Source organism: Streptacidiphilus sp. P02-A3a (assembly GCF_014084105.1).
Lineage (GTDB): Bacteria > Actinomycetota > Actinomycetes > Streptomycetales > Streptomycetaceae > Streptacidiphilus.
On sequence record NZ_CP048289.1, the window covers coordinates 8799029 to 8812520 of the forward strand.

At 72.3% G+C, this 13492-nt stretch carries 12 protein-coding genes and 2 pseudogenes; 5 read left to right on the forward strand and 9 right to left on the reverse strand.

Annotation, left to right across the window (positions count from 1 at the left end):
* The first annotated feature begins 104 nt into the window (after nt 1-104).
* A complete protein-coding gene (locus GXP74_RS37330; RefSeq protein WP_225448466.1) occupies nt 105-1508 on the forward strand; it encodes an MFS transporter in 1404 nt (467 codons plus the stop codon).
* A complete protein-coding gene (locus GXP74_RS37335) occupies nt 1435-2712 on the forward strand; it encodes a GNAT family N-acetyltransferase (RefSeq protein ID WP_182455623.1) in 1278 nt (425 codons plus the stop codon). The genes GXP74_RS37330 and GXP74_RS37335 overlap by 74 nt, the downstream gene beginning before the upstream one ends.
* A gap of 274 nt (nt 2713-2986) precedes the next feature.
* On the opposite strand, the gene GXP74_RS37340 is transcribed toward GXP74_RS37335, so the two are convergent.
* From GXP74_RS37340 to GXP74_RS37365, 6 genes are all read right to left on the reverse strand, one after another.
* The gene (locus GXP74_RS37340; RefSeq protein WP_182455624.1) at nt 2987-4159 is read right to left on the reverse strand and encodes a glycosyltransferase family 39 protein; all 1173 of its coding nucleotides are present in this window, start codon (nt 4157-4159) and stop codon (nt 2987-2989) included.
* A 780-nt stretch (nt 4160-4939) separates the two neighbouring features.
* On the reverse strand, nt 4940-5839 hold the full coding sequence (locus GXP74_RS37345) for a TetR family transcriptional regulator (RefSeq protein ID WP_182455625.1): 900 nt from the start codon (nt 5837-5839) through the stop codon (nt 4940-4942).
* Between the two features lie 4 nt (nt 5840-5843).
* A complete protein-coding gene (locus tag GXP74_RS37350; protein WP_225448745.1) occupies nt 5844-6356 on the reverse strand; it encodes a thiol-disulfide oxidoreductase DCC family protein in 513 nt (170 codons plus the stop codon).
* Nucleotides 6357-6513: 157 nt separating this feature from the next.
* Nucleotides 6514-6933, reverse strand: coding sequence for a hypothetical protein (locus GXP74_RS37355; RefSeq protein ID WP_182455627.1), 420 nt, complete (start codon nt 6931-6933; stop codon nt 6514-6516).
* Between the two features lie 105 nt (nt 6934-7038).
* Entirely contained in the window at nt 7039-7779 is a 741-nt protein-coding gene (locus GXP74_RS37360; protein ID WP_182455628.1) for a VC0807 family protein, read from the reverse strand.
* 43 nt (nt 7780-7822) lie between these two features.
* Complete coding sequence (locus GXP74_RS37365; RefSeq protein ID WP_182455629.1) at nt 7823-8446, reverse strand: ABATE domain-containing protein; 624 nt, start codon at nt 8444-8446, stop codon at nt 7823-7825.
* A gap of 86 nt (nt 8447-8532) precedes the next feature.
* Here GXP74_RS37365 and GXP74_RS37370 point away from each other — a divergent pair, with 86 nt between their 5' ends.
* Nucleotides 8533-9300, forward strand: coding sequence for an MBL fold metallo-hydrolase (locus GXP74_RS37370; protein ID WP_182455630.1), 768 nt, complete (start codon nt 8533-8535; stop codon nt 9298-9300).
* A gap of 33 nt (nt 9301-9333) precedes the next feature.
* On the opposite strand, the gene GXP74_RS37375 is transcribed toward GXP74_RS37370, so the two are convergent.
* The 3 genes and pseudogenes from GXP74_RS37375 to GXP74_RS37385 form a co-directional block, all read right to left on the reverse strand.
* Nucleotides 9334-9993: a cysteine hydrolase family protein gene (locus GXP74_RS37375; protein WP_182455631.1), complete on the reverse strand. Its 660-nt coding sequence runs from the start codon at nt 9991-9993 to the stop codon at nt 9334-9336.
* A 42-nt stretch (nt 9994-10035) separates the two neighbouring features.
* Nucleotides 10036-10568 (reverse strand): annotated as a pseudogene (locus tag GXP74_RS37380) (GNAT family N-acetyltransferase).
* A 119-nt stretch (nt 10569-10687) separates the two neighbouring features.
* The gene (locus tag GXP74_RS37385) at nt 10688-11383 is read right to left on the reverse strand and encodes an FMN-dependent NADH-azoreductase (RefSeq protein WP_182455632.1); all 696 of its coding nucleotides are present in this window, start codon (nt 11381-11383) and stop codon (nt 10688-10690) included.
* A gap of 74 nt (nt 11384-11457) precedes the next feature.
* On the opposite strand from GXP74_RS37385, the gene GXP74_RS37390 reads away from it, so the two are divergent.
* Complete coding sequence (locus tag GXP74_RS37390) at nt 11458-12339, forward strand: sigma-70 family RNA polymerase sigma factor (RefSeq protein ID WP_182455633.1); 882 nt, start codon at nt 11458-11460, stop codon at nt 12337-12339.
* A 90-nt stretch (nt 12340-12429) separates the two neighbouring features.
* Nucleotides 12430-13361: pseudogene (locus tag GXP74_RS37395) on the forward strand (IS5 family transposase).
* Nucleotides 13362-13492: the final 131 nt, after the last annotated feature.

A 13492-nucleotide genomic window follows, 5' to 3' on the forward strand; every position in this document is an offset into this window, starting at 1 on the left:
TCGGAAGCCTAGTCGAGGCGGAAACCCGCTGGCGCGCCGGCCAAGCGATCCGTAATATCTCGACTGCCAATGTGACTATTACACCTGCCGTTCAGGAGCCTGCTGTGCCCGAAACGCCACCACCCCGGCCAGGCCTGCGGCAGCGACTGCGGACAGCGGCCCGGGAATCGGTGGGCGGACTCCCGGCGACCTTCTGGTGGCTGTGGACCAGCACGCTGGTGAACCGGCTCGGCGGCTTCGTGGTCACCTTCCTCGCCCTCTACCTGACCGTCGACCGCGGCCTGTCCCCCGCCTTCGCCGGGCTGGTCGCCTCGCTCTACGGCCTCGGTGGCAGCCTGGCCTCGGTCGCGGGCGGCGTGCTCGCGGACCGGATCGGGCGGCGGCCGACGCTGCTGGCGGCGCAGGCCGCCACCGCCACCGCCACGCTGGCGCTCGGCCTGGTCCACCCGGCCTGGGCGATCGCGGTGACCGCCGCCGTGCTCGGTTTCACCAGCAACGCCTCCCGGCCCGCCGTGTCCGCGATCATGGCGGACCTGGTCCCGGCGGCCGACCGGGTCAGGGCGTTCTCGCTGAACTACTGGGCGATCAACATCGGCTTCGCCTTCGCCGCCGCGGCGGCCGGACTGATCGCGGCGCACGGCTTCCTGCTGCTGTTCGTCGGCGACGCGGCGACCACCCTGCTCTGCGCGCTGGTGGTCTTCGCCCGGGTCCCGGAGACCCGCCCCGAGGCCGCGCCGGTCACCGCGTCCGCGCCCGCGCCCGCCGCGCCGCGGGTCGGCCTGGTCACCGTGCTGCGCGACCCGGCCTTCATGGCCCTGGTCGGGCTGACCTTCCTGCTCGCCTGCGTGGCGAACCAGGGCGGCGTGGCGCTGCCGATCGTGATGGGGCGCGCCGGGTACTCGCCCACCGACTACGGCCTGGTGGTCGCCCTCAACGGACTGCTGATCGTGCTGCTGCAGATCCCGGTCACCCGGTTCGTCCAGGGCCGCAACCGGGCGCTGATGCTCTCGGTCGCCGCGCTCTGCACCGGCTGCGGCTTCGGCCTGACCGCCTTCGCCGGGAGCGCCTGGTTCTACGCGCTGACGGTGACGGTCTGGACGGCGGGCGAGATGCTGAGCGTGCCCGCGAACATGGCGCTGGTCGCCGAACTCTCCCCAGTCCACGCCCGGGGCCGCTACCAGGGCGTGTACTCGCTGGCCTGGTCCGGCGCCTCGTTCCTGGCCCCGATGACCGCCGGGTTCCTGCTCACCGCCTCCGGCGGGGACGCGGTCTGGCTCTGCTGCACGCTGCTCGGCCTGGTGGCCGCGGCCGGGTACGTCCGGCTGCTGCGCGAGCGCCCGCAGCCGCGCCTCGTGCCGCTCGCCGCCCGGCCTGCCGTCGCGGCCGCCGGAAATGCGGATGCCCGGTCCGCTTCCACCTCGCAAGGTGCTCGGCATGGCGACAGGAACGACACCCAGCGGCGGCGACGGCATCGAGATCAGGGTGGTGGAGGACGCCGAGCTCGCTGACTGGGGCAAGGCCCTCGCCAGCGGCTTCATGCACGGCAAGGGCGACGGCAACGCGGACTCCGTGCGCAGGGCGGTCGACCCCGGCCGGGCCCTCGGCGCGGTGCACCGGGGGCGCTTCGTCGGCACCTTCCGCAGCCTGGACCGCGAGATCACCCTGCCCGGCGGCACCGCCCTGGGCGCCAACGCCGTCACCAACGTCACCGTCTCCGCCACCCACCGGCGGCGCGGCCTGCTCACCGCGATGATGACCCGGGACCTGGCCGCCGCCGCCGAGCGCGGCTCGGCCATCGCGGTGCTGATCGCCGCCGAGTACCGGATCTACGGCCGCTACGGCTTCGGCCCGGCCACCGCCAGGCGCGGCTACAGCATCGACGCGCTGCGCGCCGGGAACGTCCGGGTCCCGGCCGAGGCCGAGGGCGGCAGCTTCGAGCTGCTGACCATGGACGAGTGGCGCAAGATCGGCCCCGAGGTGCACGACCGCTTCCGGCGGAACCAGCCCGGCGCGATCAACCGGCGTCCGCTCGAATGGCAGTACCGCACCGGCGCGGAGCGGAATCCGGACGACGGCTGGAAGGAGCCGCTCGTCGCGCTCTACCGCGACCCGGAGGACCGCCCGGCCGGGCTGCTCGCCTACGAGGCCGAGGACCCGTGGACCAACATGCTGGCCAAGTCCAAGGTGAGGGTCCGCGACCACATCGCGGTGGACCAGGCCGCCTCTGCCGCGCTCTGGCGCTACGCGCTGAGCATCGACTGGATCGACCGGCTGGAGATCCCCACGATCGCCCCGGACGACCCGCTGCCGCTGCTGCTCGACGACCCGCGCGCCTGCGTGGACAACGGCGACAGCTGCGCCGACTTCATGTGGCTGCGGGTGCTGGACGCCCCGACCGCCTTCTCCGCCCGCGGCTACGCCGCGCCCGGCCGGGTGGTGCTCCAGGTCAGCGACCGGATGGGCTACGTCGACGGCCGCTTCGCGATCGAGGCGGCGGCGGACGGCACCGGCCGCTGCACCGCGGTCGGCCCGGACCAGCCCGCCGACGTGGCGATGGACGCGAGCGTCCTCGGCACCCTCTGCCTGAGCAGCGAACCGGTCCCCCGCCTGCACGCGGCCGGCCTGCTCACCGAACTCCGCCCCGGCGGCGTCCCCCGCCTCGCCGCCCTCCTGCACACCGACTTCCGCCCCTGGTGCCCGGACAGCTTCTGACCCCGGATCCCTTACTGCCCCCGGCCAGTCCAGCCACGAGGACCAGCTCGGCCGACCACGGACCATCCTCCAGCAGCGTGCTCGGCACACCACCGTGGTGCTCGATCACGTGGCCGCTCCGAGTATCCACCTCAGGCGGCAACTGACGCCTGATCAGTGGAAGGGTCATCCCCGCACGAATTCCGGCCGAGCCCGAGGGCTGCTACGGAGACCCATGTGCACTACTTAGTGCGATCCCATGGAGATGGACGGTCGAATTCCCCTTGCTTGAACTTCAAGCGGGCGGTGCACTGCCCACGAACACTACGAAGACTCCATAAATACCGGAGAGCAGTGCGCACGCCCCGAGCAAGGTGACAGGCAGCCACCTGGACCGGCTCCTCGCCAGCCACTCGGCCAGGGGAAACACGAATGCGAACCCCGGTAGCAGGAAACGGGCCAGCGGCGGCGTCGACGAGGCGTTTCCGAGGTCCATGAGCAGCAGGGCCGCACTGAAGACCAGCAGTACCAACGGCTGGCGTCCGCGCACTGTCAGGGTGAAGAGCGCCAGGTAGGCCATGAGAGTCACGATCATGACCACGCTCATCGACACCCCCACAGCAGCACCGCCCACGGAGTGATGGCCGGGCAGTGCTGCGGTCGCGTGGCCCTGCGAGAGGTGACTGTGTGCCCCGGTGAGCGTGTGGAGGAGTCTGCGAACAGCGGAGACTCCGCCATCGAAACTGGACCCCCAGGCATCCTGAATATGGAAGTACGCTCCCCAGGATCCCTCCACCCAGCCTGTCCACAGCATGTACCCCGCCCAACCCAGTGGAGCGAGCAGGCCCGCCGCCAGCGGGCGCCACCAGCGGACAGGGCTGCCTCCGTCACGCCTCCACCGGCCGAGTTCGACCAGAGCGGCCAGCGCGACGGCGGCGCTGAGGGCCATCGCGGTCGGCCGGGTCAGTCCCGCCAGCACGCACAGCGCACCTGCCCAGAGCCATCGGGCCGTCAGCACCGCGTAAAGGGTCCAGGCGGCGAGCGCGGTGAACAGCGACTCGGAGTAGGCCAGGTTCTCGATCGCAGCCAAGGGCAGCGCACCCCACAGGACCACCGAGATGACCCCCGCCCGGTGGTTGTGGCAGTGAGCAGCACAAGCATAGATACCCCAGGCGGCCACGACTCCGGCCGCGCTTGAGATGAGTACCAGCGCAGTGCCGGCGCTGACCGGCAGCCACCAGTGCAGCGGGTCGGCCAGCGCCGGGAACAGTGGAAAGAACGCCCGCGGGGAGTATGGGATCCCATCTTTCCCGATCAGCCCGTTGGAGACCGAGTAGCCGGTCTCCACGATCCGCACATACCAACCGGCATCCCAGGCACCGCCCAGACGCCTCAGCGTCGACACCTGGTGCGTGTGCGCGTAGGTCACAAGACATAACAAGCCCAGGACCCGCACGGCGAGGTACACGCACACCGCCGTCGCGATCCGCCGGGCGGCCGACAGAACTGGAGAGGGTGTCAGAAGGGCGTCAGGCGGGGCGGATATGTGTCCTCGGGACGTATGAGTACTAGTCACACAGATACACAGTAGGCCAACGAATCGTGATCGACCTCGGGATTAAAGGACTACGCAGTGGCGTAAAAGCCTGTCCCGCAAAAGCCGCCGAGCTGGGGCAGGTGTCCACGACGCGGGCCTTGGATGGAGCTGTCGGCGCGCAGTTGCCCACTTCACAGGACCTGCCATGGTCCAACCTCTTCGGAGGTCAAGAGCGCGGATGCCAGAGATCCCGAGGACGGTGAAGATCCCGGGGCGGGGAGGACGGGGTTCATGGGGTGGTTGCGCGGTGCAGTCGGCACACGTCGCGGTCGTCGGCGTCGCCCTGGAAGCTCCAGAGCACCGGGTCCTTGGCGGAGCCGGTGAGGTCCAGCTCCGTGCCGCCGAACTCCGTGCCGTTGACGTCGATGCCCCCGAGGGAGACCGACGTCCCGCCACTCCAGCGTCGGGGTGGAGCACCAGCCTCGATTCGCCGTCGCCGGTCCAGGTGCCGACCAGCGTCGTCGGGTCGAGCTTCACCGGGCGGGGGATGTCGTCGTGGGTGACCGCGAGCACGGTCACCCAGAGGATCAGCAGTCCGGTCATCGCTCCGATCGGGATCAGGCAGCCATGTCGGCGGGTCCGCCTGGTCTGCGGTTGCCTCTGCTCTCTCCCTCGGGGTCCGTGGACCGCACGGGGGCACGGAGGCGGGGCTCAGTCCTTCGCGCGGCGTTTGCGCCTGGCGGGGGTGGCGGCCGGGGCGGGCTTGGGGGTCGGGGCGGCCTTGCCGATGGTCGGCAGGACGAAGTCCTTGATCATGTCGACCGCGTCGCGGACCAGCGGGCGGAAGACCCGGTAGCGGGAGAGCGCGACGATCTTGGCGACGAACGGGGCGCAGCGCTTGACGAAGGCGCGGGTCCGCTCGGTGTCCTCGGTGCGGTCGAAGACCCAGTACAGGACGATGACCATCAGGTGCAGCCAGAGCAGGTCCGGGAGGAGTTCCTCCAGCTCCGGGTCGAGCTTGGGGCCGAGGTCCGAACCGTCCAGCACCTCGCGGAAGATCTGCACCGCCGTGGCCCGGGCCGGGTGGGACTCGTGGGAGAACGGGCTGAGCGCGCTGTTCGGGTCGGCCGCCGTCCGGAAGAACTGGGCGGCGAACTCGTGGTAGTCCGCCGCGCAGTCCACCCAGGAGTCCAGCGCGATCTGCAACCGCTCGGCGAAGTCGGTCCGCCCGGCCATCCGGGCCCGGGCGTCGGCGGCGTGCTCGTGCGTCATCCGGTCGTAGAACCCCTGGATCAGGAACTCTTTCGACTCGAAGTAGTAGTAGGCGTTGCCGACCGAGACCCCGGCCTCGGCGGCGATGGCCCGCATCGTGGTCTTGTCGTAGCCGCGCTCCTGGAACAGCCGCATCGCGGTCTCCAGGATCAGCGCGCGGGTCTGCTCGCTCTTTCCGGTCTTCGGGCGGGCTCGGCCGCCCGCCGGTTCCGGGGCCCCCTCGGCAGCGGTCTCCGGCGGCGTCGCCGGTGCCTGACGCCGCACCGGCCGGGACGCGGGCTTCCTGCGCGCAGGGGTGGGCTCGGGGGTCTCGGTCGGCAGGGCGTCATTCACACTCATGAGGCTAGCCGGGCGGCGGGGCGCAGTGCTCACCGCAGGGTTCGGCGGTCGGCGCCGACGGCTGCCAGGACTTCCCGTTCCAGGTCCAGGGCCCGACCGGGGTCGACGGTGAGGCGTCGGCGGGGGTCCGACCGGCTCTCCCCTGTGCAGTCGGTCGGACACCCTCCTTCCCGTTCACCGTGGGGCTGGTCGCCTCGCGCCACTTCGCGGCGGCCAGTACCGCGCCCCGGGCGAGCCTGGCCCCGGTCGGGGTGCTGAACCGGTACGCCGTGGCCCGGCGGCCCTTCAGCGCCCACAGGCAGACCAGCCAGGCGTCGGACGCCTCATAGACCTCACCGACGTCGCTGATGACGGTGATCTCACGAAGCGTGCGGGCATGGTCGAGATCCGGGAAGCGCCGCGCCGCCTCGGCGGAGCCCGCCGGGACGAACTCCAGCGGGACGAGCTGCCACTGGCGTTCCAGCCAGCCCCGCACGTGTCGGCACAGGGGGCACTGGGCGTCGTAGAGCACGGTCAACGAGCGGACCGGCGGTTCGTCGGCAGGGAACTCCTCGGAGAACTCGGCGGGGAACTCTTCGGGGGGCTCGGCGGCGGGATCGTGGGAGGGGCCGGTGGGGAAACCGGTGGCGGGGCCGAGCGGGTCCGCCGGGTGGGCGTCGGTCATGGCGTCCGCCTCAGCCCTGCGGCGTGGGTCGGCCCACGGTGGTGCGCGGGCGGGCGGGCAGGGACGGGCGCTGCTGGCGCTCCATCAGGCCGCGCCGCCGGATCCGGTTGAGCACGTACACGTTGCCCAGGTGCAGCACCCCGAGGACCAGCAGCACCGTGCCGATCTTGACGGAGAGCGCGGTGAAGATGCTCCTGGCGTCGGTGACGTCGGTGTCCCCGCCGCGCAGCCAGAGCGCCACGAAGCCCAGGTTGACCAGGTAGAAGCCGACCACCAGCAGGTGGTTGACGGCGTCGGCCAGCTTCTCGCTGCCCTGGAGCACGTCGGCCAGGAAGACATGCCCGCTACGGCTCAGCGTGCGGGCCACCCAGATCGTGAGCCCGATGCTCAGTGCCAGGTAGACGACATAGGTGACGACCGTGAGGTCCATCGTTCCGCCCCTTGGAGAGGTTTTGAACGCGTTCGATTTTCGCGTCGAGGGAGACACTAGACCCGTTTTTGAACATGTTCAAGTCTCTCTCCGCCACCCGCGGGCCTACCGGCGGGCCCCCTCGCCGCTGGTGATCCGCCAGAGTCCGGCGAGCTGGAAGTAGACGTTGTTCACCACCTGGAGCAGCCCCAGGGTCACCGGCCACAGCAGCGCCCCCAGCGCCGGGACCTGGTCGACCGGCAGCAGGTAGGCCATCGCCACCCGGGCCACGCCGTCGAGCAGCAGGGCCACCGCCCAGATCACCGTGGCCACCCGCCAGATCCGCCGGAACCGCGGCTCGCGCTCCCACAGCACGTCCCAGGAGGTCCCGTCGGAGCGGAAGTGTCCCTCCAGCAGCGGGCGGGCGCCGTGGAACAGCAGCGGACGCCGGGCCCGCAGCGAGGCCAGGTACCAGAGCCCGCCGATGAAGGTGGTGTAGCCGTCCTTGGCCAGCAGGAAGCGGGTGCTGCCGTTGATCAGCGACATCCCCAGGCTGAGCAGCATGACGGCGGCGAAGAACGCGGCCAGGCCGTCGAGCCGACGCTCCCGGGCGAACTGGACGCCGGCACTGACCAGCGGCGGGATCGTGGACACGATCAGCGAGAGGTGGACATCGCACCCCGCCGCGCGCAGCAGGTAGTAGAGCCCGACCGGTAGCGCGGCGTCGACGGCCAGCAGCAGCAGTCGGCGCCCCTTGCGCACCCGGGTCCGGGACGGCGCCGCCCCCGAGCCCGGTTCGGCCTCCGGTTCCGGACCGTGGCCGGGGCGCTCCGGACCCGGCAGTACCGCCCCCCGTTTTACTGGCATGAGTAAAAACTACCCTGCATCAGTAACAGGCAAACGGCTGCCCTCAGCCGCGCTGCTCCCCCTGGGTGCGCCGCGCGTACGAGCGGGCGGCGCGGATCCGGTCGCCGCAGCGCACCGAGCACCAGTGCCGCGCGGCATGGGTCCGCAGCAGGTAGCGGGAGCAGTCGCCGGCGCCGCACCCGGCCAGCCGGTCCGCGTCCGCCGCGGTGAGCAGGTCGACCGCGTCGGCGGCGATCCGGGCCATGGCGTGCTCGGCGATCCGGTCCGCCGGGTGCGGCCGCACCCGGCGCGGCCCGGCGGCCTCGTCCCAGGCCAGCAGGTCCACCGCCGGGGCCAGCGTCAGCGCCTCGTTGAGCGCGGCCAGGGCCGGGGCCGGGGGCGCGCCGTCGTCGATCCGGGCCGCGAGCAGCTCCCGGACGTGGTCGCGCAGCGTGCGCAACCGCCCGGCGCACAGCTCCATCAGCTCCGCGTCCGGCGGCGCGAGCCGGTGGTCCACCAGCCAGCCGGTGGCCTGGGCCGGACTGCCGAGCAGGTCGAGCCGGACCCCGCCGGGCATGGTCAGCGTGGTGTTGGCGAAGTCCAGGGCGACGTGCCGGTCCGCCCCGGGCGCGGGCGGGGGCGCGGTCGGCAGCGGCTGGGACGAGGGCCGACGATCCGTGGTGCTCATATTCCTCATGCTAACGCTTGAAGTTTTCCGTGAGAACTGACTACTCTTCATCACGGCAAACCAGCAACTTCTCCGTGAGGTGTCCCGTGACCAGTGCCACGCACGAGCAGACCGAGATCCGCGTCTTCGGCGGCCCCAGTGCCCTGATCGACTTCGGTGGCCTGACCTTCCTCACCGACCCGGCCTTCGACGGGCCCGGCGAGTACGGCCGGGGCAGCGGCCGGACGCTCGTCAAGACCGCGCCCGCCTCCATCGACCCGGCCGAGCTCGGCCCGATCGACGCCGTGCTGCTCTCCCACGACGAGCACCCGGACAACCTGGACCACTCCGGCCGGGCGCTGCTCGCCGACGTCCCGCTGGTGCTGACCACCCGGGGCGGCGCGGGACGGCTCGGCGGCAGCGCCCAGGGGCTGGCGGCCTGGGAGTCGGTGCAGCTGACCCGGCCCGACGGCGGCACCGCGACCGTCACCGCCGTGCCCGCCCAGCACGGTCCGGAGGGCTGCGAGCCGATCAGCGGCGAGGTGATCGGCTTCGTGCTCACCGCCGCCGACCTGCCCACCGTCTACGTCAGCGGCGACAACGCCTCGCTGGCGCTGGTCGAGGAGATCGCCGGGCGCTTCGGCCCGGTCGACACGGCCGTCCTGTTCGCCGGGGCCGCCCGGGTGGCCGCGCTCTTCGACGGCGGACTACTCACCCTGGACAGCGCGCAGGCCGCCGAGGCGGCGCGGATCCTCGGCGCGCGCCGGGTGGTCCCGGTCCACTTCGACAGCTGGGGGCACTTCACCGAGGGCCGGGAGGCGCTGGTCGCCGCGTTCGCCGCCGCGGGCCTGAGCGACCGCCTGCACCTCGGCTGACACCGACCGTGAGCCGCCGCCGTCCGTTCGTCGTCAGCCGGTGCCGGTGACGCCCGCCAGCGGCGCGGCGACAACCTCGGCGGTGGTGACCGGCCGGACGCCGATCCCGGTCAGGTCCGTGATCCGCTCGTCGCTGGTCTGCGACACGGCGTCGGTCACCAGCACCGTCCGCAGGTCCCGGACGCTCGCCTCGAACAGCGTCGCCCGGGGACAGTTGGGCAGGTTGCAGCCGGCCACCACCACCGTGTCCACGCCCCAGCCGCGCAGCAGCCGCTCCAGGTCGGTGCGGTGGAAAGCGCCCCAGCGCGGTTTGAACAGCACCGCCTCGGTCGACGAACCACCCAGGTACTGCGGCTTTCCGGCGAGCAGCAGCGCCGGGTCCAGCTCCGCCGCGCGCTCGCCGAGGACCACGGAGGGGATCTGGCTGCCCGGGGTCCCCGGCGCGGCCAGGTTCAGCCCGGCCTCGACGGCGGCCCGGCGCGGCAGGTCCACGTCACTGCCGCCGGGCTCGGACAGCCGGATGACGTGCACGATCGGCCGTCCGGCCGCGCGGTAGGCCGCGACCAGCTCGGCCAGGCGCGGAAGTACCGCCGTGGTACCGGGAATCGTCAGTGCCCCACCGTCCAGGAAATCCTGCTGGACGTCGATCAGCAGCAGCGCGGAACTCGCCCACACGGGCTCGGTGTAGTCCATCCACCGAGCGTAGTGACGGCCGCTCGGCCCGCACCGCACATTTCAACCAGCGGACGCGGAAGCGTCGTTGGCGACCTCCCGGCGCAGGCAGACCCGCGCCCACCGGTCCAGCCCGTGCGTGGCCTCCCGCCTGCGGATCTCCCGCAGGCCCGGGCCGAGCTCGGGTTCGTCGAGCGGCCGGAAGCCGAGACGCCGGTAGTACGGCGCGTTCCAGGGCACCTCGGCGAAGGTGGTCAGGGTCAGCGCGGGAGCCCCTCGGCCGCCGCGAAGGCCGCCGCCCGGTCGAGCAGCGCCCGGCCGACACCGCGACGCGCGGCGTCCGGGTGCACCGACACCTGCTCGACGTGCAGCGCGTCGTCCAGCCGGTCCGCGAGCAGGTACGCCATCGGCGGCCCGTCCGCCGGGACCGCCACCCAGGCCAGCCCGGCCCGCTGGTAGCGGGCGAGCTCGGCCAGCGGCGGCGGTTCGTCGTCCGCGATCTCCGGCATGCCGAGGCCGCGGAAACCGCGCCCGGCGGCCCGTTCGATCTCTTGCAGCCGGGGCAGTTCGTCGGCACGGACCGCTCGGATACGCATCCACCCAGTATCCCCGCCAGCATCCCCGTCCGTATCCCCGTCCGTGTCCCGTCCGTGTCGGCCCAGTCCCGTCTCTCCTGTCTCGGCGGAACGGGCGCGGGGACCGGCGGCGGCGCGGGTCAGACCTCCGCCGCCAGTACGCCCATCGCCTCCCGCGCCGCCGCCAGCGAGCTCGCCGCCAGGCCCTGGAACTGCGCCAGGGCCGGGATGTCCGCCGAGCGGGTGAGCTCGGCGACCACGATGTGCAGATTCGCCGCGGCCACCCCGATCCGGGCGAAGTAGGCCCGCAGGTAGGGGATCTGGAAGTCGAACGCCTCCATCGGCGTCCCCGGGCCGTAGCCGCCGCCGCGCGCCGCGGCGACCACCACCCGGGTCCGGCTCAGCAGCCGCTCCCCGGTCGCCGGGTCGGTGTACGCGCCCGGGAAGGTCACCCGGTCGATCCACGCCTTCAGCGCGGCCGGTATCGACAGGTTGTACATGGGGGTGCCGATCAGCAGCGTGTCCGCCGCCAGCAGTTCGCTGATCAACGGCAGGGTCAGCGCCCACTGCCGCTGCTCCGCGACCCCCTCGGCGAACTCGGCCACCTTGTCCAGCGGCACCGCGCCGCCGCGCTCCACCCGCTGGCCGAGCAGGGCGTAGCCGCCGTCGGTCAGCGGCACCGGGTCGGCGCTGAGGTCCCGGTAGCGGTAGCCGTCCGTGCCGTGCCGGTCCCGCCAGGCCTCCGCGTACCGCGCGGCCAGCCGGCGGCTGACCGAGTCGGCCGGAAGGCTGGGGCTGGCGTCCAGATGCAGCAACGTGGGTCGGTCCATGGTCATCGGGCTCTCCTGGTCACTTCTGCGTGGTTGGGTTCGTCAAGGCATCGACGCGGCTCGACGAGGAAAGGTGACCGATGAACGGGGACGACTGGCTGGCGGCGCGGTTCGAGTCGCACCGGGGACACCTGCGGGCGGTCGCCTACCGGATGCTCGGCTCGCTCAGCGAGGCCGAGGACGCGGTGCAGGAGTCCTGGCTCCGGCTCAGCCGGGTCGAGGCCGACGAGATCGAGAACCTGGGCGCCTGGCTGACCACCGTGGTCTCCCGGGTCTGCCTGGACCTGCTGCGTTCCCGCCGGTCACGCGGCGAGGAACCGGTCGGCCTGTCCGACCGGGTCCGCGAGGCCGACGAGAGCGTCGACGACCCGGAGCAGGAGGCACTGCTGGTGGAGTCCGTCGGCCGGGCGATGCTGGTGGTACTCGACCGGCTGGCCCCGGCCGAGCGGCTGGCGTTCGTCCTGCACGACCTGTTCGCGGTGCCCTTCGACCAGATCGCGCCCATCGTCGAACGCACCCCGGTCACCACCAAGAAGCTCGCCAGCCGCGCCCGGCAGCGGGTCCGCGGCGCCTCCCCGCTGCCCGGCGCCGAACTCACCCAGCACCGGCAGGTGGTCGAGGCCTTCCTCACCGCCTCCCGCGGCGGCGACCTGCGGGCCCTGCTCACGGTGCTGGCCCCGGACGTGGTCCGGCGGGCCGATCCGGCGCTGCTCCCACCCGGCGCCCCGGTCGTGGTCCACGGCGCGGCGGCGGTCGCCCGGGAGACGATGGTCCTCGGCCGCCGCGCCCGCTACGCCGAACCGGCGCTGATCAACGGCGCGGTGGGCATCGTCGTCGCCCCGCACGGCCGGCTGCTGCTGGTCCTCACCGTCGAGGTCCGGGCGAACCAGGTCACCGCCTACGAGGTCATCGCCGACCCGGACCGCCTCCCCCGGCTCACCCTCGCGCTGCTCCCCGACTGAGCGAACCGGCCCGACTGAGCGAACCGACGCCCGCTGGGACTTGTCCGCCCGATCATGTGGCTATCGCCTGACTTGCTCGTTGGTTCGGGCATGGGGCGGGGAGATCTGACGGATGCCGAGTGGGAACGGCTGCGGCCGTTCCTGCCGGTCAGCGACAGGCGTTGTGGCCGGTGGCGGGACCATCGGCCGGTGATCGACGGGATTGTGCACCGGGTGCGGACCGCAGTGCACTGGCGTGACCTGCCCGAGCGCTTCGCGCCGTGGAAGACGGTCTACGAACGCCATCGGCCGTGGTCGGCCGACGGGACCTGGGAACGGCTGCTCCAGCAGGTGCAGGCCGAAGCGGACGCGGTCGGCGACATCGACTGGGACGTCTCGGTCGACTCGACCATCGTGCGGGCCCACCAGCACGCGGCCGGCGCCCGCACCGACCGGCCACCGGCCCTGGCCTCAAAGGGGGCTGGGCCAGGGGAACACCAGGACCAGACGCCGTGGCAGAGCCTCGTCGCCCGTCTGGTGGAGGTGGTGCTGGAGGCGAGGACCTGGGCCGCTCGCGCGGCGGGTCCACCACCAAGGTCCACCTGAGCGCGGACAGCCGCTGCCGCCCGCTGTCCCTGGTCCTCACCCCGGGACAGCGGGCGGACCGCACGCAGTTCGAGCCCGTGCTGGAGAAGATCCGCGTCCCGCGGACCGGTCCGGGCAGGCCCCGCAAGACACCCGACAGCCTGGCCGCCGACAAGGCCTACAGCAACGGCCCGTGCCGCGACTACCCGCGCGGGCACGGCATCCCGCACGCGATCCCCCAGAAGACGGACAGTCGTGCCGCCCGCCTGCGCAAGGGCTCGCGCGGCGGGCGACCACCGGGCTTCGACGAGGAGCGGTACAAGAAACACAACACCGTCGAATGGGCCATCAACAAGCTCAAACACGCCCGAGCGGCGGCCACGCACTACGACAAACGCGGCTACGTCTACCTCGGCACGGCCACCACAGCCGCCCCCGTCATCCGACTCCGCACGTGATCGACCGGACAAGTCCTAGCCGGTGTGGGGACCGTTCGATCTGTTCCTCGAACCAGCTGGCATCACTCGCGCAGGCGGCGACGAACGTCTGTCGCGGCGGCGGTAAGTCAGGCTTGATCGTCAAGCTAGAA

Coding starts and splice junctions, on each gene's coding strand:
- GXP74_RS37335 (WP_182455623.1), top strand. CDS start 1,435: ATGGCGACAGGAACGACACCCAGCGGCGGCGACGGCATCGAGATCAGG.
- GXP74_RS37345 (WP_182455625.1), bottom strand. CDS start 5,839: ATGAGTGTGAATGACGCCCTGCCGACCGAGACCCCCGAGCCCACCCCT.
- GXP74_RS37355 (WP_182455627.1), bottom strand. CDS start 6,933: ATGGACCTCACGGTCGTCACCTATGTCGTCTACCTGGCACTGAGCATC.
- GXP74_RS37360 (WP_182455628.1), bottom strand. CDS start 7,779: ATGCCAGTAAAACGGGGGGCGGTACTGCCGGGTCCGGAGCGCCCCGGC.
- GXP74_RS37365 (WP_182455629.1), bottom strand. CDS start 8,446: ATGAGCACCACGGATCGTCGGCCCTCGTCCCAGCCGCTGCCGACCGCG.
- GXP74_RS37375 (WP_182455631.1), bottom strand. CDS start 9,993: ATGGACTACACCGAGCCCGTGTGGGCGAGTTCCGCGCTGCTGCTGATC.
- GXP74_RS37385 (WP_182455632.1), bottom strand. CDS start 11,383: ATGACCATGGACCGACCCACGTTGCTGCATCTGGACGCCAGCCCCAGC.
- GXP74_RS37390 (WP_182455633.1), top strand. CDS start 11,458: ATGAACGGGGACGACTGGCTGGCGGCGCGGTTCGAGTCGCACCGGGGA.